Here is a 20077-nt window from a genome sequence, read left to right as displayed (position 1 = left end):
CAGTTCAAGGCCGCGCTGGTCGAAAGCGGGTTCGTCCGTGTCGTATACACCTGCCCAAGTGCAGTCACTCGCGCCAATCCGACAAACTGTTGAGGCACGAGCAGCGGAGCAACCTGATCTTCGTGACGTCTTTCTGTGCCACGCGTGGGATGACCGGCAGGGCGTAGCCAAAGAGTTACATGATTTACTCGAAGCAGCTGGTGTCAAAGTCTGGTTCAGCGAGAAGGATCTTGGTCTCGGAGTTCCTATGATGCGCGCCATCGATAAGGGCTTAGCAAATTCGCGAATCGGGCTTGTGCTGGTGACCCCTGCACTGCTGAACCGCCTCCCCAAAGAGGGCGTCGCTGACAAAGAGCTTTCGGCACTCTTGGCGGGGAACCGGCTCGTTCCAATTATACATAACACGACGTATCAAGCGCTCCGTAATGTCAGCCCCTTACTCGCATCACGAAGCGGCTTGGACACTGGAGAAGATTCAATGACAGTTGTCGCGACAAAAATCGCTGAACTGGCTGCCCTCTAGTCCTTCGGTCAATCTGGCCTGCCGGAGGCAGGCTAGTTACCTTCAACGTTACTGTTCTCTTCTTGCTCATAGTCGATTGTCAGATTTAGCAATAAAAACTGACAAGTGGGCCCCTAACAATGACTATTACAGGGGGAGGGCACAAACACCCCCCCCCCCAAATTCCTGCGATACAGATTCCAAATCCGCATGCAACTCCATGTAAATCCATCCCGCCTATTTCATTGTCAAAAGCTCAGGCATATAGTCATCTGGCTGCGGCAAAATCCGTAGCCAGAATTAGCGTTCTGACTAAACATGTGAAACGGTACTATGTCATAATGCCTGACGCTTTTGTTCATCCCGAATAATGGCGGTTCAGGCAGAGGCTTCGAAAGAAGCACCGGTTTCCCATATGTTCCGGTAACGCTAACTCTGTCTGAGCTGCCACCCAAGTTTAGCGTCTTGAGTGGTCATCTAAATTTTAAAATATGGGACTTAAAAGATGACTACTACTGAAACCACCAGCCAAGAAACTTCCATCACCATCCTCCGCTCACTAATCGCCGATCTGCAATTCAGCCAACTGAGCGACCTCCAGCTGCACGATCTCAGCGCCATCGCCGCCGAATCCGCCGAAGGACTGTGTCATGGATTACTCTATTTAGCGGAGTCGCTGGAAAATGGAACCCACGCTTCACCACAAAGCTCCGGGCAGATTAGCGCATGGCTGAAAGCCTCCGCGCATATTATTCCTGTGCTGCTTGAACTTTACGAACAGGCGAACAGCCAACTATTTCAGATGCAGAGTGCGAGCTGAGGTTAGTGGAACCAGTTCAGAAATGGGGTCCAGCCCTTAGGCTAAGTGCTAATTTGTTAGCTAAAACCTGGATCCCGACTTTCGTCGGGATGACGACAAGGATATGTTAATCAACGGGGAACCACGGCGTCGTTATCGATACTTTTGCTTTCAGAACGTGCTGGCATTATGGGCTTTGACCCACTCTTCGCTGACGGGATGAACAAAATGCAGCTCACTGGCGTGCAGCATCAGCCGTGGCGTCCGTTCGGCGCCCGGCAGCAGGCGGCCGCCATACAGGTCGCAGCCCAAAATGGGGTGACCCAACTGCTGACAGTGGATGCGGAGTTGATGAGTGCGTCCGGTCTCCGGGGTTAGTTCTACCCGCGTCAATGGCAGTAACGTCCCGTCTTCCAACTCATGATAAAAGCGCTCAACGACCCGATAGCAGGAGCGAGCGGGCTTGCCGTGGATTGCGCAAATTGACATCAGCGGGAACAACGCGGGGTCTTTGGCAATCGCAGCTTCTATCACCCCTTCGTTGTTGTCCAGATGTCCGCAGAGCAGTGCGCTGTACACTTTGGTCACTGTGCGCTGGCTGAACTGTTGGCAGAGGGCGGCATTGATAGCCTTACTGCGGGCAATCACCATCAGTCCGGAAGTACCAAAATCAAGGCGGTGGACCAGAGTACAGCCGGGGAATATCTGTACTAGCCGATGATGCACCGAATCGAGATTTTGCGGATTTTTCCCCGAGAGGCTGAGCAGCCCGGTGGGTTTATTGATAAGCACCAGATGATCGTCCTGATAGAGAATCTCTATCTTGTCATGGCACGGCGGGGCAATAAAGGTATCGATAATCTTAGACATCAGGTTACCCGGATGGAGAGCGGGAACGGATGATACCGAATTTTAAACCGACTGGCGAATCTGGTCGTTCCCCTCGCATCCCAGTAATTTATCATCCAGACTTAAACCAAAGGCGTAGTCTGTGCAGCCATTGTGCTTTACACTGCGCGTTGCAAAAACTGAGTTGATAAACGATTAGGTAGGCGATAATGGCGATGAATGGAACGATCACAACGTGGTTTGAAGATAAAGGTTTTGGATTTATCAAAGATGAAAACGGTGATAACCGTTATTTTCATGTGATTAAAGTCGCCAACCCTGAGCTGATTAAGAAAGGTGCGGCGGTGACTTTCGAACCCACCACGAATAACAAAGGTTTGTCAGCTTATTCTGTAAAAGTCGAACCGGAAAACAAATACATCTATATCGTGGGCGAGCGCCTTAAGCTTACGTCGATCAAGTCTTACCTGGTTTACAGCGAAGAAGTACCAGCCGATACCCATATTGATAAAGACAATGTAGTGCTTTCGGTGGGTGTACTGATGAATAGTATCAGGCCGAAATCAGCCGCTAAGCCCGGTGAAATGCGTTCGCTGAAAAAACTAGCGATCACCACCTTTCAGGGAGCGACGTTAATCTTCTCGGAAGATGAGATAGACGTGGATGCTACGGTGAAACTGTTCAAGGTCTGAGCTAGTACAACTTATAACAAGGCCAATTACCCGGAAAATTATTCTCTGCTTTCCTAATTTTCCTGTTTTGGCGGCGTTAATGTTCGCCTCTCGCTCTTAGCTGACTGTCAGATTTAGCAATAATGAGCCTCTAACAATGACTATTACAGAGGCTCACAAACAATTTCCCAATTTCTGCGATACTGATTCCATATCCGCCTGAAACTCCACGTAAATCCCCCCAGCCTATTTCATTGGCAAAACTCAGGCATATGGTGACTCAACTGAGCGACATCCAGTTCCACGATCTCAGCGCTATCGCCGCCGAATCTGACTAAGGGCTGTGCCATGGATGACTCTATTTAGCGCAATCGCTGGAAAATGGAACCCACATTTTCACCACAAAACTCCGCGCATATTATTCCCGTGCTGCTTGAGCTCTACGAACAGGCAACAGCCGGCTATTTCAGATGCAGAGCGCGATCTGCGGCTAGTCAGTATAGGTATGAAGAAAGGGATAGAATTGGCTATTCCCTTGATTTTTCCAGCCCGGCCTAAGGAAAGATCGGTAAGTTGTGATAGCTATCACCTTCATTTTAATCATATAGACAGGGTTTGCCGTTACTGGTCCATAGATCTAAGGAAATGGTCAGTATGCGGTCATAAGATGTGTATCAAGAGAAAAAAGCAGCGGCTAAATTAGGCGCATAGATACCTTCGTAAAGTTTATGGACAAGTCATGATGAACAGCACACTGAGTGGATTTATTTCACCATCACTGATCAAATTAAATGCAGCGTATAAGGATCAGGATGATTTTTTCACCCATTCTCATCAGGATCTTTACTTCCAGCAATACGTGGAAGCCAGCTATCTCAAGAAGATTATCGCGCGGGAAAAAGAGTACCCGACCGGGTTAGCCACTGCCGGGCTAAATATAGCCATCCCGCATACCGATCCTCAATACGTTAAGAAGCCCTTCGTTGCGATAACCCACTTGGCAAAACCCTTGAGCTTTTCCGTTATGGGGACCACCGATGAAAAAATAGACGTTGACTGGATTTTCTCTCTTGGCGTGACCGAGGCCGAAAATCAAATCGATTTACTGCAAAAATTGATGTCGGTGTTTGCGCAGCGGCAACGGGTTAAGACGCTGGCCGGGCTAACATCGGTAGAAAAGGTTTATGAATTCTTCCTTTCGATCTAAATACAAGGTGATGACATGATTATATACAATATTAACGAGGCGCCTTTCATTAAGGAGATGTGTGATGTCACTCTCAAGCTTTGGGAAAAGGGCTGGGCAGAAAGAAACGGCGGTAATATTAGCTATATTTTAAAAGAAGAAGAGGTCACACCCTATCTGGACACGCATCAAGCCATTGATGAGACTGAGCTGCCCATGCCTCTTCCTGAATTGGCTGGTAAAATTTTTCTGGTATCCGGGTCAGGCAAGTATTTCAGAAATGTCATAAAAAACCCCGCTGACGCCCTGGTGATTTTAAAAATATCTCAAGATGGAAAATATTATCAACGGCTTTGGGGATTAGCTAACGGCGGTAATCCGACCAGCGAATTAGCTTCTCACTTAAAATGCCATGCGATCCGTTTAAAACACGATCCCGACCATCGCGTTATTCTGCATACGCATGCGACCGCAACAATAGCAATGACCTTTGTGCACGATCTGGATGAAAAGAAATTCTCCAAAACGCTATGGCAACAAATTACCGAATGTCTGGTGGTTTTCCCGGAAGGCGTTGGTATTGTTCCGTGGATGGTCGCCGGCACGATTGACCTTGGCCTGGCATCCGCAGCGAAAATGGAATATTGCCGCATCGTTATTTGGGCTCATCACGGAATTATGGGGGCGGGCAGTAATTTAGACGATGCGTTAGGTTTGGTTGAAACGGTTGATAAAGCCGCAGATATATATTTACGGTCATCGGCAGCTATTACCGGAATTAAACAATCTATTACCAGCGATGAATTAAGAGCATTAGCAAAAACGTTTAATGTTACACCGCGGGAAGGCATTTTATAACCATACCTGATTTATTATAAAGGATAGTACCCATGAAAAATATCAATGTAATTTCAGTTTGTGGTTCAGGGACTGTGACAAGTTCGATGGTTGCAGAAAAAGTAAAAGATATATTAGAAGTTAATGGCTATAAGGCGAAAACGGTTGAAGTTAATCCCGCCGGTGTAGAAGGACAATTAAGTTCAGGAAAGTGGGATATTATTGTTCATACTAGTCCGTTGAAGGATAAATATAATATACCTACGATCAATGCCGTTGGTTTATTAATAGGAACTGACGAAGACGGTTTTATTGAAAAATTATTAAATGAAGTTGGAAGACTCGAAATTTAACGATGATATCTCCATAAGCTGAAGTTTGTGGAGAATATAGTCTATATGGCGTCATGGCCATTTTCTTGAGCAGTAATACGATCGTTCCAGAAAGCGTTATATCACTCTTAATCGAGTGAGGATGAATTATTGCGCCGTTTCTGCAGGATATATTCAGGATGATCGTGAGGTTTATAGTGCTCATTGCGTGAGAGGTGTTAAAAGTGTTAGAGCTTCTATCGAAAATCATGAGTTCTTTTGGTGCGGCCATTATTGTGCCATTCATCATTTATATTATAGCGATATTAATGAAGGTGAATCCTAAGAAGGCCTTTAAAGCCGGTTTAAATGCGGGCATAGGCCTAACGGGATTCGGTATGTTAATTGGTGCCTATACTCCCGTTGTTACGCCGGTCATTACAAGAATGGTGGAAACCTCAGGCATCTCTTTACGTATTCTGGATACCGGATGGCAGGCAACGAGCGTCGTCGCTTACTCGACCAATGTCGGTATGATCTTTTTAGGTATGGGCCTGCTATTTCAAACCATTCTGTTTGTCACCCGTTTCACCAATATCTTTATGCCGTCCGACATGTGGAACAATTTTTCCTTCATGCTATGGGGCTCAATGCTATACATCGCGACGGGGAATATATATCTGGCTATCGGCCTAATGCTTTTATCTAATTTATATTCTCTGGTCTGCTCCGAAATTGTGGCTAAGAGGTGGTCTACTTACTATGGCTATCCGGGTTGTACCATGACCGCCCCCCACCACGTTTGCTCAGTACCTCTGGCGATAGTGGTGGATTGGATACTGAATAAACTCGGTGCCAACAAAATAAAATGGAATCCTGAAACCTTACAGGAAAAATTGGGATTTATCGGCGAGCCAATAAGTTTGGGGTTGGTCTTAGGGTGCCTGATTGGTTTTTCAGGAAACTATACCCGGCTGGAGACCTTAGAGGCCTGGGGGGAAATTTGTAAAGTTGGCATAGCAACCGCTGCGGTAATGTGTATTTTCCCTAAAATTGCCGGCGTATTCGCTTCTGCCTTTACCACGATTACGGATGCATCCAGAAAAACGGCAAAAAACAGTGGTAAAAATCGGGTATGGTTTCTGGCAATTAATGATGCCGCGGGGTACGGAGAATCAGCAACCTTATTAACCGGGATGCTACTTATTCCAATCATCTTTATTTTGGCCGTTATTTTACCAGGAAATGAAACCTTACCGATGGTAGATCTTATTGCCATCCCTTATATGATTGAGCTTATTATCGCTATCTCCGGTGGTAATATTTTTAAATCTCTTATCTCCGGCGCTATCTGGTGCGTCGGTGGGTTATATATCATTACTGCCGTTGCCCCGGTATTTACCGATGTCGCTAAAAGCGTTGGAGTAATTCTGCCGGTGGGAGCCATGTTGATTTGTAGCTTCGCCGTAATGACCAATCATCTCATGGGCGGCCTATTCTTAATTTTCCTAACGCAAAATCCGGTTTATATCGCACTCAGCGTGATGGTTTACATCATATTCTATCTTTTTGTCCGCATTAAGAAAGAAGCAATACATAACTATTTAGAAAGACAAGTTTTTGTTTCTGACGAACAAATTAATTCACTGAATAAAGGATAATAAAGATGAAACTCGTTATTGTTGGAGATGCCTTGGTCAGTAGTGCAACATTAATAGACGCAGCTAAAGGTATTAATTTCCCCGGTAGAGATAATAGTGAACTGGAAATTAAAACGTTTGAATGGTTTTCTGAATTAGAAAAACAACATTTTCAAGAAAAGATCCTGCAAATTGAAAAAAACGGGCCTGAATATGTCGATCTCCCTGATGGCATCGTAGAGGCGATGCAAGATGCTGATTATCTGCTGGTCCACATTGCCCCCGTATCGAAAAAGATGTTAGAAGCAGCCGGCAGGTTAAAACTCATTGGAACCTGTCGTGGCGGCCTTGAACATATTGCGCTGGACAGCGTAAAAGAAAAAAATATCACGCTAGTTCACGTGATTCGCAATGCTGAACCCGTGGCGGATTTTACTATCAGCTTAATGTATGCCGAGACCAGAAATATTGCGCGGGCCCACCATGAAATAAAAAATGGTAAATGGTGTAAAAGCTTTTCCAACGATGCCTTCAAAACCATTCTGGCCAATCACACCGTTGGTTTAATTGGTATGGGCTACATTGGTAAATTAGTCGCTAAGAGGCTTAATTCTCTGGGGGTAAAGGTCATTGCTCACGATCCTTTTGTAGAACAATCCGTTCTTGAAAAAGACGGTATTCACGTTAAATTACAAGGTCTTGATGAGGTTATATCCCAGTCAGATATTTTGTCATTACATATGCGCTTAACGCCTGAAACAGAAGGCATGATAAATAAAGAGGTGTTTAATAAAATGAAGCCCGGCAGCTATATTATTAATACCGCCAGAGCGGGCGTAGTCTGTAAAGCCGATCTGATTGAGGCATTACAAAATAAACGCATCGCCGGTGCCGCTTTAGACGTGAGCTGGATCGAGCCGATTGAAGCCGATGACCCTCTTCTTGCGTTAGATAATATTACCCTCACGCCGCATATTGCGGGTGATACGATCGATGCCATTCCCAAAGCGCCTTATCTGTTAAAAAGCGTATTAAACGATTATTTTAAAACCGGACATAGCGACATGTTGATTAATCTCTAGTCTGATTTATTAAGCCATTAGTGACATCAATATATTTATACCTGGAATCATAATAATGATTAGAGAAATACTATGCGTGAATAATACAACGGGTCTGCATGCCAGGCCTGCCAGTGCCATTGTTAAAACGGTTTCTAAACACCGTTCGAAAGTAGAATTTCTTTTTAAGGAAAAAGTGATTAAAGGGAAAAGCGTCATTGGACTGATGACCGCAGGCATTACCGGGGGAGCAAAAATAGAAGTGATTTGTGACGGACAGGACGAAACGGACGTGTTTTTAGCAATCAAAGCGCTGTTTGATGCCGGATTTGGCGAAAAATAACGCACTATCATATCGTTAAATGCTTCAAAAATTTGTACGGGGGAAATCCGCGTAATATCAACGTTAATGGAATTGAGGAATTATATTGATTCTTTCTTTATAAAGGTTAAATGAATACCCCGTTTAACCTTTATAACTTTATTTCAGAGAGATAGTACAACATATTTTAGTGAGCTATTAATGCCATGCTGGATAAGGAAATCGGTGAGTGTTGGAAATATTGTGCACACATCCCAATACCACAAATGAAACTGGATATTCAGCATTCTGTCGGATAATATTTAAAAAAGCCTAACAGTTAGGTCTTGACTATGAATAGCTCAATCTCACCAGATTATTTTGTTTCCGATCATCAAAACGTTATTATCACATCCAGAATTCCTCATAATTATTCACCAAAACCTAACTTTAATTTTAGTAAAATCACCTTTATCACCAGCGGAATTGGCCTTCACGTTATTAATGGCAAATCTTATGCAATTTACCCCAGAATGCTTTTCTTTACTCAATCAACCGACCTGCATATTTACGAACACACTCAAAATCTAAGTACGATTAATATTTTTTACCAACCTTCAGACCATTTCAATCTCATTAAGGGATTTGAAGCGCTTATCCCTAAGCAATTTGCCTCATTTCATATTCATCGTTTTCTAGACAGTAATAGCGCAAATATGATCAATGGCTCATTGAGTAAACTGATTGCCAGTCAGGACAAAGGACATATTGAACAGGAAAGTCTGTTTTTGCGGCTATTAGTTGACCTGCGTTATTGCAGCTATTTTTATGATAAAAATAATACCAACGAAAGACGAATATTAAGATTGATCCGCTGGCTGCATGCCAATTTTCAGGAAAATGTTAATTGGACCGATCTTGCCTCACAGTTTTCTATTACCATAAGAACCATGCACCGCTATCTTGATAAAGATATAGGGCTCTCCCCTCAGCGTTATTTAAATAAACTACGTTTGTTTAATGCCCTTTATCAATTGCTTTATACCAACAAAGCGATTACATCCATTGCTCAGGATAACGGCTTTGACGATCATTCCTATTTCACCACCTGTTTCAGACGGGAGTTTGGTGTACCGCCGCGGGCGGTTAAATTAACCGGCACTAAGCATTGTCTGGAAATAATATAAATAATGACGGGAGCTACCTTACATCAAAATAATCACGTTCAGGAAGGCAACAATTGACGTTATTTTTAGCCCGTCATCCCGTTGAATTTGTTTCTTAATTATTCAATCGATTGAATAATACTAGAGAAAGGTCAAAAGCTGGATCCCGACTTTCGTCGGGATGACGAAGTAGTTTGTCAGTGGTCTTAAAAATAACTACCCCTAACCCCCAATAACCCTCTCCGGCCACGTATACACCGTCGCCCTGCCCGGTTTACTAAACCCCACCAGCGTTAGGTTACACTTCTGCGCCACCTGCACCGCCAGCGTAGTGGTAGCCGATACCGCAAACAAAATCTCAACGCCGCACATTGCCGCTTTCTGCACCATCTCATAGCTGGCGCGGCTGGAAACTAAAACGGCTCCCTGCTGCCAGCCCCGTGTGGCCCTTACGCCCAATAGCTTGTCGAGCGCAACGTGGCGGCCTACGTCTTCACAGCCGCCGAGCATTTTTCCCTGCGGCGATATCCAGCCGGCGGCGTGGGTACAGCCGGTTAATTGCCCAACGATTTGCACCGAGCTAAGCTGGGGCAGAACGCCATCCAGCAGGCTTAGATCGAAGGTTTGGCTAAAGGGTAGCGGTTTAATCGGGCGCAGCACTTCGCCCAGTTGCTCAACGCCGCATACGCCACAGCCGGTTCTACCTTCCATCGCTCTACGACGCTCTTTTAGCCCGACAAAACGCCGGGTAGCCAGCTCAATTTCAACTTCAATGCCGTTACAGCTTTCACGTACGTCGATGCCGTAAATCTCTTTGGGTGATTCGATAATTCCCTCGGCTAAAGAGAAGCCAATGGCGAACTCTTCCAACTCTTTTGGCGTGGCCATCATCACAACGTGAGCGATTCCGTTATAGCTCAGCGCAACGGGGATCTCCTCTGCAACCCAGTCTGGCTCGGGCGCGTTCAATGCGTTGTGTCGACGAACGGTAAGCTGCCGAACGCCAACGATAGATTGAGAGTCGTCATTTTGCATGGAGTGATCGGTTTTCACGTATAGACCTTCAAATGTTGTGTACTTGGTAATTACTCATTTCGAGTTAACATTAAGAGTACAAATAAAGTAAAAATAGCCAACAATAAGTTAAATTTCGTAACATTTAGGAGGTGGATCAAATTAATACCTATTCTATCCCCGTACAATACTAATGTCTTTATCGTGCGGTTGTTAAAGCACCCGCTTGGTTTCGCGTAACTAGCAGTTTGTTTTTTATACTTTTCTTTTTTGGCTCAATTTGCCGCAAAACGATGAAAAAAGCACCACGTCATCCTTCAGCGCAGGTCGGTCAGTAAAGCGTTTGTACGTCATTTTATTTAGAGCAATGTAACAGTAAATAAGAAAAAAGGAGAAAACCATGCAGTTCAGCAGAAGGCAGTTTTTCAAAATCTGCGCTGGCGGTATGGCAGGTACAACGGCAGCAGCGCTAGGGTTCGCTCCCTCAATGGCGCTGGCAGAGACGCGCAGCTATAAGCTGTTGCGCGCTCAGGAAACCCGTAATACCTGTACCTACTGTTCGGTGGGATGTGGGCTGTTAATGTACAGCATGGGTGATGGTGCTAAAAATGCCAAAGCCAGTATTTTCCACATCGAGGGAGATCCGGATCATCCGGTAAACCGCGGTGCGCTTTGTCCTAAAGGGGCAGGGCTTATCGATTATGTTAACAGCGCAAGCCGCTTAAAATACCCTGAATACCGCGCGCCGGGTTCAGATAAATGGCAACGCTTAAGCTGGGACGATGCACTAACCCGCATTGCCAAGCTGATGAAAGCCGATCGCGATGCTAACTTTCAGCAAACGGCGCCTAATGGCACGACCGTTAACCGTTGGACTACCACCGGTATGCTGGCGGCATCGGCTTCCAGTAATGAAATGGGGCTGTTAACCCAAAAATTTGTCCGCTCGCTCGGTATGCTAGCGGTCGATAACCAAGCTCGCGTTTGACACGGACCAACGGTAGCAAGTCTTGCTCCAACGTTTGGTCGCGGTGCGATGACCAACCACTGGGTTGATATCAAAAACGCTAACTTAGTTGTTGTTATGGGTGGAAATGCGGCAGAAGCGCATCCGGTGGGGTTCCGCTGGGCGATGGAAGCCAAAATCCATAACAATGCCAAGATAATCGTTATCGATCCTCGCTTTACCCGTACGGCTTCGGTTGCCGACTTTTATACTCCGATTCGTTCCGGTACTGACATCGCTTTTCTGTCGGGCGTTTTACTGTACCTGATGGAAAAGAACAAGATTAACGCCGAGTACGTTAAAGCCTACACCAACGCCAGCCTGCTGGTGCGTGAAGACTTTACCTTCGAAGACGGTTTGTTCAGCGGCTATGATGAACAAAAGCGTCAGTATGATAAAACCACCTGGAACTATCAGGTTGGTGACGACGGCTTCGCTAAACGCGATCCAACGCTGACCGATCCTAACTGTGTGTGGAACCTGTTGAAGAAACACGTTAGCCGCTATACGCCAGACGTGGTTAGCAACATTTGTGGTACGCCTGAAGACGACTTCCTGAAGGTGTGTGAACTGATTGCTGAAACCAGCGCACCGGATAAAACCACCTCGTTCCTGTATGCCCTCGGCTGGACCCAGCATTCCGTTGGTTCTCAAAACATCCGGACTATGGCGATGATCCAGCTTCTGCTGGGGAATATGGGCATGGCCGGCGGCGGCGTTAACGCCCTGCGCGGTCACTCCAATATTCAGGGGTTAACCGACCTTGGCCTGCTGTCGCAGTCTCTGCCGGGGTACATGACGTTACCGTCAGAAAAACACACCGCGCTGCAAACCTATCTTGATGCCAATACGCCGAAAAAAGCGCTGGCCGATCAGGTTAACTACTGGGGTAACTACCCGAAATTCTTTATCAGCATGATGAAGAGCTTCTACGGCGATAAGGCTCAGAAAGAGAATGACTGGGGCTTTGACTGGCTACCTAAGTGGGATCAGGTTTATGACGTACTGAAGTACTTCGAAATGATGGATCAGGGAAAAGTGAATGGCTATATTTGCCAAGGCTTTAACCCGGTCGCCTCGTTCCCGGATAAGAATAAAATTGTCCGTTCACTGTCAAAGCTGAAGTTCTTGGTCACCATCGATCCGCTGAATACCGAAACGGCAACCTTCTGGGAGAACCACGGTAAGCAGAACGACGTTGATCCGTCGACCATCCAGACCGAAGTTTTCCGCCTGCCTTGTACCTGTTTTGCCGAAGAAGACGGCTCAATCGTCAACTCTGGCCGTTGGCTACAGTGGCACTGGAAAGGCGGCGATGCGCCGGGAGAAGCCATCACCGATGGTGAAATCCTGTCTGGCCTGTTGTTCAAACTGCGGGAACTCTATGCTCAAGACGGCGATAAAGCCGTGGGTAAAGAGCCGCTGATGAACATGACGTGGAATTATCTGGAGCCAATGCATCCGGCGGCAGATGAAATCGCCAAAGAGTCTAACGGCTATGCGTTGGCCGATATTACCGACGCCACCGGCAAAGTGATTCTGAAGAAAGGCCAACTGCTGGACAGCTTCGCGCAGCTGCGCGATGACGGCACCACCGCCAGCGCCTGTTGGATTTTTGCCGGTAGCTGGACCGAAGCCGGTAACCAAATGGCCCGCCGCGATAACGCCGACCCCTCCGGTCTTGGTAATACGCTGGCGTGGGCATGGGCGTGGCCGCTTAACCGTCGAATCCTCTATAACCGTGCGTCGGCCGACGTTCAGGGTAAACCTTGGGATCCAAAACGTAAGCTGATCGAGTGGGATGGCGCTAAGTGGACCGGCGTTGACGTGGCCGATTACGGCGCAGCGCCTCCGGGCAGCAACGTGGGTCCGTTTATCATGCAAAACGAAGGGATGGGCCGTCTGTTTGCTACCGATAAGATGGCTGAAGGTCCGTTCCCTGAGCACTATGAGCCGTTTGAAACGCCGATTAGCACTAACCCGCTGCACAGCAAGGTGATCTCTAACCCGGCGGCGCGCATGTTTAAAGCGGATATCGCTAACCTCGGTAATGCCAAAGACTACCCTTATGTCGGTACCACCTATCGCTTAACGGAGCATTTCCACTTCTGGACTAAGCATTCGGTGCTCAATGCCATCATGCAGCCAGAGCAGTTCGTCGAAATTGGCGAAGGTTTGGCTGAGGCTAAAGGCATTAAGAATGGCGATACGGTGAAAGTCAGTTCGCATCGTGGCTTTATTGAAGCGAAAGCGGTGGTCACTAAGCGCATTCGTACGCTGAAGGTTAACGGACAGAATGTGGATACCGTGGGTATTCCAATTCACTGGGGCTTCCAGGGCGCAGCTCAAAAAGGCTTTATCGCCAACACCCTGACGCCGTTCGTCGGCGATGCCAACTCGCAAACGCCGGAATATAAGGCGTTCCTGGTTAATGTGGAAAAGGTGTAACGGAGAGACATTATGTCAATGCAATCTCAAGACATTATCAAGCGTTCCGCCACCCACTCCCTGACGCCGCCTCCACAGGTGCGTCATCATCAGGAAGAAGTGGCGAAGCTGATTGACGTAACCACCTGTATCGGCTGTAAAGCCTGTCAGGTGGCCTGTTCAGAGTGGAATGATATTCGTGATGAAATCGGTCATAACGTTGGGGTGTACGACAACCCGGCGGACCTGAGCGCCAAATCATGGACCGTCATGCGCTTCTCGGAAGTAGAAGAAAACGGCAGGCTGGAATGGCTGATCCGTAAAGATGGCTGTATGCACTGTGCGGATCCGGGCTGCCTGAAGTCTTGCCCGTCGGCCGGTGCTATCGTCCAGTACGCTAACGGTATCGTTGATTTCCAGTCAGAACACTGTATCGGCTGTGGCTACTGTATCGCTGGCTGTCCGTTCGACGTTCCGCGTCTGAACAAAGAGGATAACCGGGTTTACAAATGTACCCTGTGCGTTGACCGCGTAACCGTAGGTCAGGAGCCCGCCTGTGTGAAAACCTGCCCAACCGGTGCTATTCATTTCGGCACCAAAGAAGACATGATCCAACTGGCTGGCGATCGAGTGACGGAACTCAACGCTCGCGGTTACGCTCATGCAGGCCTGTATAATCCGGCTGGCGTTGGCGGCACCCATGTGATGTATGTTCTACACCACGCGGATCGCCCGCAGCTTTACCATGGGCTACCGAACGATCCGTCCATCAGTCCGGTGGTTGGGTTCTGGAAAGGCGTATTAAAACCACTGTCAGCCGCGGCATTCGTTGCCAGCTTCGCCGGCCTGATTTATCACTACATCGGCGTTGGTCCGAACAAAGTGGATGAAGACGATGACGAGGAGGGGAATCATGAAGCAAAGTAAGATGATTAAACGCTACTCGTTTATCGAGAGGGCATGCCACTGGACGGTGGTCATTTGTTTCTTTCTGGTGGCGCTGTCGGGCATTGCGATGTTCTTCCCGACCTTAAGCTGGCTAACTCAGACATTCGGTACACCGCAGATGGGGCGCATCCTGCACCCGTTCTTTGGCGTATTGATTTTTTGCGTGCTGGTGCTGATGTTCTTCCGCTTTGTGAAGCACAACATGCCGAAGAAAGACGATATCACCTGGTTCGTCCATATTGTTGAAGTGCTGAAGGGCAACGAACATATTGTCGCCGACGTGGGGAAATACAATCCCGGCCAGAAGGCCATGTTCTGGAGCATTATGGGGTTGATCCTCGTTCTGCTGGTAAGCGGCGTGATTATCTGGCGCCCTTACTTTGCCGAGTTTTTCCCGATTTGGGCAATTCGCTTAGGCCTGCTGATTCATGCGGTGGCCGCCATTGTGCTGATCCACGCTATCCTGATCCATATGTATATGGCTTTCTGGGTAAAGGGATCGATTACCGGTATGGTTGAAGGTATAGTAAGCCGCAAATGGGCTATGAAGCATCACCCTCGGTGGTATCGTGAAATTGTTGCCGAAGAAGCTAACGCCAAGGAAACAAAGAAAGATGAGTAGCATCCGCATCGTCCCTCAGGGCGAAGTGGCAAAGACGGCGGGAGTAATCCCGCCGTTGTTATTTGCCAACTTAAAGAGTTTATATTCCCGCCGGGCTGAACGTTTATGCCAGTTGGCGCAGCAGCATCCGCTGGGTGATTACCTGAATTTTGCCGCCACGGTGGTTGAGGCGCAGCAAAATGCCCAGCACGATCTTCCGTTATCCATTGATTTAACTGAAGTGCTGAAGGCTTCTACTGCCGCAGGCCACTCACCGTTATCGGTGAAATATTTCCCCCGCAGCAAGCACTGGCAAACGCTACTGAGCGCGATTATTGCCGAGCTGGAACCGACGGCTCCCGGGCATGTGCTACCGGTTTTAGAAGCGCTAAGCAAAGCTGGTTCTCAGGAACTGGAAGACTTAGCCACGGCGTTACTGTGCGGTGAAATCGGTAAAGTAGGCAGCGATAAAGCCCCATTCCTGTGGGCGGCGTTATCGGTTTATTGGGCGCAAATGGCGACCCAAATTCCCGGTAAAGCTAAGGCTGAATACGGCGAAGAGCGCCATAACTGCCCGGTGTGCGACAGCCCGCCGGTGGCGAGCGTTGTGCATATCGGCACTGAAACCGGGCTGCGCTATTTACACTGTAGCCTGTGCGAAAGCGAATGGCATATGGTGCGGGTTAAATGCAGCAACTGTGAGCAAACCGGTAAGCTAGACTATTGGTCGTTGGACACCGAACAGGCGGCGATAAAAGCGGAAAGCTGCGGCGACTGTGGCAGCTACCTGAAGATTTTGTATCAGGATAAAGATCGGTTCGTCGAGCCAGTGGCTGACGATTTAGCCTCGCTGGTGCTGGACGCTAAAATGGAAGGGGAGAACTTCGCCAGAAGCGGCTTGAATCCTTTTCTTTTTCCATCCGGAGAGTAGACCCTCAAAGAATTGGGCTATAAACATAGCCCAATTATCCCTACTCATCATATCCCCTTTCCCATAGTACGGCTCAATTAATGTCCTGCGCCTCTCGTCCATTAGAAAATGGTTATATTCCGATGTTGATTATGCGGCCGAAATTTACACTGAAACCAACTTAAACAACTTTGTCAGCAATCTTAGGCTGCCATATAGGCAGCCTACAAATGTTAACCAGTTACCAAGTAAGGGTATCCAGCGCGGCTTTACCACTCTGTTGATATTTTTCCTGCAGATCTACGGTGGTATTAAACGCGGCTATCAGTAGTTTTCCGTTCATAGACGAAAACTGCATAACGTTAAAGATTTGAGTACCGCCAGGGTTAGTGGTATCTGGGGTGAGCACCTCAATGCGTATGGCTTTTTTGCCATTCACTTTGATTTCCGACACTTTGGGTGAGAAAGCACTAAACTGGTTTTTCATTGCTTCGGCAAAGCCCGGTAGCTGAGCATCGGTCATGGCCTGAGCCGTTTGGCTAAAGGCGAAAGAGACCTTGCTTTTTTCACTTTCTACATACCAGGCTTCGTTAGGCCGTTGGGCCTGCGGGTACATGGTTTTTAATAGATCTTCCGGCATTTTGATAAAACCGGCAGGCAAGGTAATGGAGGCCTGTCTATTTAGAATATTCCCTTTTTCGTGCTTTGTTCCACCGTCACAGCCGGATAAAAGCAGTGCGGGTACAACAACAAATAAACCTGCCAGTAATGAAGTGAGTTTCATTATAAATTTCTTCCTTTATTTATTTCTTAATTAAAAATATTCAGCATATCTCTTCAATATACCGAGTTTGAGAGCGTTAATAGTTATTGATGCCTGCTCATTGCTGAGGCGATGGGGCACTCATTGCATTCTGCTTATTGGCAATATTATAAATATACTTAGTCTGAAAAGTGCGGCTGCATGAGGTACAAAAATAACGCTGGTAGCCGGCTGTTCCCCTACCGTGTCTTTTTATATTGCCCGTTTTACTACAGTGCCGACAGGGAGGCATTGGGTTAAATAATTTATCAAATAGCATATTAGTATCCTTATTATATATATCAGGATTTAACCTAGCCTTTGGGTAATCGAATGATAAACTTTGCTCCTCCTAGTTCTGAAGTTTCAATATTAATGTGACCATGGTGGACCAGAACTATTTTCTGAACGATGGATAACCCTAGCCCATAGCCGCTAACCTTCTTATCCCAGATACTTTCCAGCCGATAGAACGGCTCAAATATGCGTTCCCGTTCTTCAACGGGTATTCCGGGGCCGTCATCTTCAATGACAATTTCGTAATCGCCGCTGGGCAGTTTTTTTGCCGATAGGTTAATTCGCTGTGCGGCATATTTACCTGCATTATGCAGAACGTTAGTAACCACTCGCTCCAGAAGGCGCTCGTCGCCCTTATAGTCACCCAGTTCAGCCGACCATGAGGTGGTAATATATTTAGCCTTGTTGCTGCGCTTCAATATCCGTAGGCTGTCATGCAGCATAGCGCCTAAGTCAAACCATTGTGGGTTAGTCAAATACTGTTGCCCAACGGTAGCAAGCTGGAGTAGTTCGTTAACTAAATCATTAAGCTCATCGACATCCCCTTGCAGTTCGCAGATTCTAAGCTTTAGCTGTGTGCGTTGACCGGATTTCTGGCCTATTTTCTGCAGCAATTCCAAACCGAAGCTGAGTCTGGCAATCGGGCTTCTGAGCTCATGAGAAACGGAATGAATTAAATCACGCTGACCATTAATTAATCGCTCAATGTAAGCCGCCATTTGGTTAACCTGATAGGCCACAGGGTAAGTGCTTGCATACTTATTTACCTTTGCTCTGGCAGAGAAGTCCCCTTGAGTTATCCGCTCAGTTGCTCGTATTAGTTTTTTAAACTCAGCCCAATGAAAACATGACCAGAGTGAAAGAAAGAACAGGCAAACCAACAGGCCAGAGACATTAATCATTGCGTCAATGCTTGCCGTGTTCTCAAAGTACACTTTATAGTCAATAATAACGGCCCGATCTGAGTCGCCAGCGCGAAAATAGATCACCGGATATATCATCGATACATAGTCAGTTCCAATCTGAGATACCGTTTTACCATCAAGTAACTGCCGTTTCTTTTCTGGTGAAAGTACCGTTAGGTGAGCGATAGGCACCATGTAGCTACCGCCTACGTATTGCTGCTGGAAGACCTTAAAACGCTGTTCTAGCTCCGTCTCGCTGTGGCTTTGAGATAGGTACTCTTTAAGCAAAAATACGTCACTTTTAGTATGGGTTAATGTAATTTCTTCCATCCAACTCTGGGATGAGTAATACAAAACCCAAACAACGATAGCTATAGCCGATATCATCGAGATGACCACTACCGGAAAAATTCGGATCAGTAAGCGCCACATAGCTTAGTCCCATGCCGAAGGGATAAATAAATAGCCTTGGCCCCAGACCGTTTTTATTTTCTGTGCGTTTTCATCATCAAGCTTACGCCGTAGGCGCGAAATATTATTATCAATACTGCGGTCAAGGCCATCAAACTCGATTCCGCGCATTTTCTTTAGCAAATCATCGCGCGATAGCACATTACCGGCAGACTCAATGAGAGCAAGCAGCAGCTTATATTCAGAGTTGCTTAATTCCGCGGGCAATCCGCGCCAGAAAACCTGACGGTTGCGTCTGGAAATGGTGAGTTTGCCAATAGTCACTTCTTCGTTAATTTTGGGTTTATCTATTCTCCCCCGCCGCAATAGGGCTCGCAGCCGGGCTAATAAAATACGAGGCTTAACCGGTTTGTTAACATAATCATCGGCCCCTTGTTCCAACCCGAGCACTTCATCAAAACTATCTTCCCGCGCAGTCACAATAATAATTGGCACATTGCTCACTGCGCTGAGCTGTCGGCAAACGGTCATGCCATCCAGACCGGGCAGCATTAAATCAAGAATGACAATGTCTGGCTGAATTTCGCCAAAACGGGTTAAAGCAGTATCTCCGCGACTAACGATGCTGACGTCAAATTCATAGTCAGATAAATATTCATCGATCAAAGAGGCTAACCGGGAGTCGTCTTCTACCAACATTACCTTATACATTGTCATTATTATTTTCCCTATCGACATGTGCTTTAATTATACAATCCGGTAGCCGGAGTAAAACCCTAGGATACAATTGAGTACAATTCAGTGCATTTGCGTACAATATGCACAACTGAGCTCATTTTTTTGCAATTTCCCTACATATATTAACCAGACTGCAGTGGCTCTATTCATCGTAATATGAAGGAGCTACGCGTTCTGCATAAGGGGTGTCCCATCAGGGCATTATTCGCATTTGATTTAGAACGCCGGGCCGTTATTTTATGTGTTGGCAATAAAGAGGCTAGCCCCAAACGTTTTTATACGCGAATGATTCCGGTTGCTGATGCCGAATTTACCACGCATTTACAGGCATTGAAGAGGTAATGATGGGCAATTTAAAAGACATGTTGGCTTCCCATTTTTCTGAGAGCCAAGAACGTATTAAAGGGATGGGGGAGCAAATGCTACTCATTTCAAAAATACAGGCTTTACGCGATGAACTACAAATGTCGCAGGTCGAATTAGCTGCTTACATGGGAATCTCTCAACCCTCTGTCGCCGCTATTGAATCTCGCGGTAACGATCAGAAATTGTCTACCCTAAAACGCTACGTTGAAGCAATGGGGGGGAGTTGCAAATAGATATCAAACTACCGACAGGTAAGCATATCGGCTTTATCGTCTGATGACTTCTGGTTCACAATAACATAAGAGATAGAGTGGACCTGAACATGTTGT

Annotated in this window: 21 protein-coding genes and 1 pseudogene; 16 read left to right on the top strand and 6 right to left on the bottom strand. The window is 46.8% G+C overall.

The window, feature by feature from the left end:
* The first annotated feature begins 37 nt into the window (after window positions 1-37).
* Together GVI43_RS06755 and GVI43_RS06750 are read left to right on the top strand one after the other, a co-directional pair.
* Complete coding sequence (locus tag GVI43_RS06755; RefSeq protein WP_281350990.1) at window positions 38-523, top strand: toll/interleukin-1 receptor domain-containing protein; 486 nt, start codon at window positions 38-40, stop codon at window positions 521-523.
* A gap of 484 nt (window positions 524-1007) precedes the next feature.
* Window positions 1008-1322, top strand: a complete 315-nt coding sequence (locus tag GVI43_RS06750; protein ID WP_159566103.1) for a hypothetical protein — start codon at window positions 1008-1010, stop codon at window positions 1320-1322.
* Between the two features lie 150 nt (window positions 1323-1472).
* On the opposite strand, the gene GVI43_RS06745 is transcribed toward GVI43_RS06750, so the two are convergent.
* Entirely contained in the window at window positions 1473-2171 is a 699-nt protein-coding gene (locus GVI43_RS06745) for an RluA family pseudouridine synthase (RefSeq protein WP_159566102.1), read from the bottom strand.
* A 188-nt stretch (window positions 2172-2359) separates the two neighbouring features.
* Here GVI43_RS06745 and GVI43_RS06740 point away from each other — a divergent pair, with 188 nt between their 5' ends.
* The 8 genes from GVI43_RS06740 (at window position 2360) to GVI43_RS06705 (ending at window position 9344) form a co-directional block, all read left to right on the top strand.
* Window positions 2360-2842: a cold-shock protein gene (locus GVI43_RS06740; protein ID WP_159566101.1), complete on the top strand. Its 483-nt coding sequence runs from the start codon at window positions 2360-2362 to the stop codon at window positions 2840-2842.
* 718 nt (window positions 2843-3560) lie between these two features.
* A complete protein-coding gene (locus GVI43_RS06735) occupies window positions 3561-4028 on the top strand; it encodes a PTS sugar transporter subunit IIA (protein WP_159566100.1) in 468 nt (155 codons plus the stop codon).
* Between the two features lie 15 nt (window positions 4029-4043).
* Window positions 4044-4865 carry a rhamnulose-1-phosphate aldolase gene (rhaD, locus tag GVI43_RS06730; RefSeq protein WP_159566099.1) on the top strand — a complete coding sequence of 274 codons (822 nt, stop codon included), beginning with the start codon at window positions 4044-4046 and terminating at the stop codon, window positions 4863-4865.
* A 32-nt stretch (window positions 4866-4897) separates the two neighbouring features.
* A complete protein-coding gene (locus GVI43_RS06725; protein ID WP_159566098.1) occupies window positions 4898-5197 on the top strand; it encodes a PTS sugar transporter subunit IIB in 300 nt (99 codons plus the stop codon).
* Window positions 5198-5400: 203 nt separating this feature from the next.
* Window positions 5401-6816, top strand: coding sequence for a PTS galactitol transporter subunit IIC (locus GVI43_RS06720; protein WP_159566097.1), 1416 nt, complete (start codon window positions 5401-5403; stop codon window positions 6814-6816).
* A 5-nt stretch (window positions 6817-6821) separates the two neighbouring features.
* Window positions 6822-7877, top strand: a complete 1056-nt coding sequence (locus GVI43_RS06715) for a 2-hydroxyacid dehydrogenase (RefSeq protein WP_159566096.1) — start codon at window positions 6822-6824, stop codon at window positions 7875-7877.
* Window positions 7878-7932: 55 nt separating this feature from the next.
* Window positions 7933-8199, top strand: coding sequence for an HPr family phosphocarrier protein (locus tag GVI43_RS06710; protein WP_281350989.1), 267 nt, complete (start codon window positions 7933-7935; stop codon window positions 8197-8199).
* Window positions 8200-8510: 311 nt separating this feature from the next.
* Window positions 8511-9344 carry a helix-turn-helix domain-containing protein gene (locus GVI43_RS06705; RefSeq protein WP_159566094.1) on the top strand — a complete coding sequence of 278 codons (834 nt, stop codon included), beginning with the start codon at window positions 8511-8513 and terminating at the stop codon, window positions 9342-9344.
* Between the two features lie 201 nt (window positions 9345-9545).
* Here the strand turns inward: GVI43_RS06705 and fdhD are convergent, their stop codons facing one another.
* Window positions 9546-10358, bottom strand: coding sequence for a formate dehydrogenase accessory sulfurtransferase FdhD (gene fdhD / locus GVI43_RS06700; protein ID WP_159566256.1), 813 nt, complete (start codon window positions 10356-10358; stop codon window positions 9546-9548).
* A 379-nt stretch (window positions 10359-10737) separates the two neighbouring features.
* Here fdhD and fdnG point away from each other — a divergent pair, with 379 nt between their 5' ends.
* From fdnG to fdhE, 4 genes are read left to right on the top strand one after another with little or no spacing between them, the layout of a single operon-like run.
* Complete coding sequence (gene fdnG / locus GVI43_RS06695) at window positions 10738-13791, top strand: formate dehydrogenase-N subunit alpha (RefSeq protein ID WP_159566093.1); 3054 nt, start codon at window positions 10738-10740, stop codon at window positions 13789-13791.
* Window positions 13792-13803: 12 nt separating this feature from the next.
* Window positions 13804-14697: a formate dehydrogenase subunit beta gene (fdxH, locus tag GVI43_RS06690; protein WP_159566092.1), complete on the top strand. Its 894-nt coding sequence runs from the start codon at window positions 13804-13806 to the stop codon at window positions 14695-14697.
* Window positions 14681-15340 carry a formate dehydrogenase-N subunit gamma gene (fdnI, locus tag GVI43_RS06685; protein ID WP_159566255.1) on the top strand — a complete coding sequence of 220 codons (660 nt, stop codon included), beginning with the start codon at window positions 14681-14683 and terminating at the stop codon, window positions 15338-15340. The genes fdxH and fdnI overlap by 17 nt, the downstream gene beginning before the upstream one ends.
* On the top strand, window positions 15333-16250 hold the full coding sequence (fdhE, locus tag GVI43_RS06680; RefSeq protein WP_159566091.1) for a formate dehydrogenase accessory protein FdhE: 918 nt from the start codon (window positions 15333-15335) through the stop codon (window positions 16248-16250). The genes fdnI and fdhE overlap by 8 nt, the downstream gene beginning before the upstream one ends.
* Before the next feature lie 220 nt (window positions 16251-16470).
* Here the strand turns inward: fdhE and GVI43_RS06675 are convergent, their stop codons facing one another.
* The 4 genes from GVI43_RS06675 to GVI43_RS06665 form a co-directional block, all read right to left on the bottom strand.
* Entirely contained in the window at window positions 16471-17013 is a 543-nt protein-coding gene (locus tag GVI43_RS06675) for a hypothetical protein (protein ID WP_159566090.1), read from the bottom strand.
* Window positions 17014-17110: 97 nt separating this feature from the next.
* Entirely contained in the window at window positions 17111-17284 is a 174-nt protein-coding gene (locus GVI43_RS16045; RefSeq protein WP_425482131.1) for an IS1/IS1595 family N-terminal zinc-binding domain-containing protein, read from the bottom strand.
* A 61-nt stretch (window positions 17285-17345) separates the two neighbouring features.
* On the bottom strand, window positions 17346-18665 hold the full coding sequence (locus GVI43_RS06670) for an ATP-binding protein (protein WP_159566089.1): 1320 nt from the start codon (window positions 18663-18665) through the stop codon (window positions 17346-17348).
* A 3-nt stretch (window positions 18666-18668) separates the two neighbouring features.
* Window positions 18669-19361 (bottom strand): response regulator, encoded by a 693-nt coding sequence (locus GVI43_RS06665; RefSeq protein ID WP_211959072.1) that lies wholly within the window; start codon window positions 19359-19361, stop codon window positions 18669-18671.
* A gap of 165 nt (window positions 19362-19526) precedes the next feature.
* Here GVI43_RS06665 and GVI43_RS06660 point away from each other — a divergent pair, with 165 nt between their 5' ends.
* Both GVI43_RS06660 and GVI43_RS06655 read left to right on the top strand, forming a co-directional pair.
* Window positions 19527-19724, top strand: a complete 198-nt coding sequence (locus tag GVI43_RS06660; RefSeq protein WP_281350995.1) for a type II toxin-antitoxin system RelE/ParE family toxin — start codon at window positions 19527-19529, stop codon at window positions 19722-19724.
* Between the two features lie 2 nt (window positions 19725-19726).
* Window positions 19727-20025: pseudogene (locus tag GVI43_RS06655) on the top strand (helix-turn-helix domain-containing protein).
* The last annotated feature ends 52 nt before the right edge of the window (window positions 20026-20077 follow it).

This window comes from Budvicia diplopodorum (assembly GCF_009800925.1).
Classification (GTDB): Bacteria; Pseudomonadota; Gammaproteobacteria; order Enterobacterales; family Enterobacteriaceae; genus Budvicia; species Budvicia diplopodorum.
Note: the sequence above shows the minus strand (reverse complement) of the source record. Positions and strands in the feature narration are given on the sequence as shown.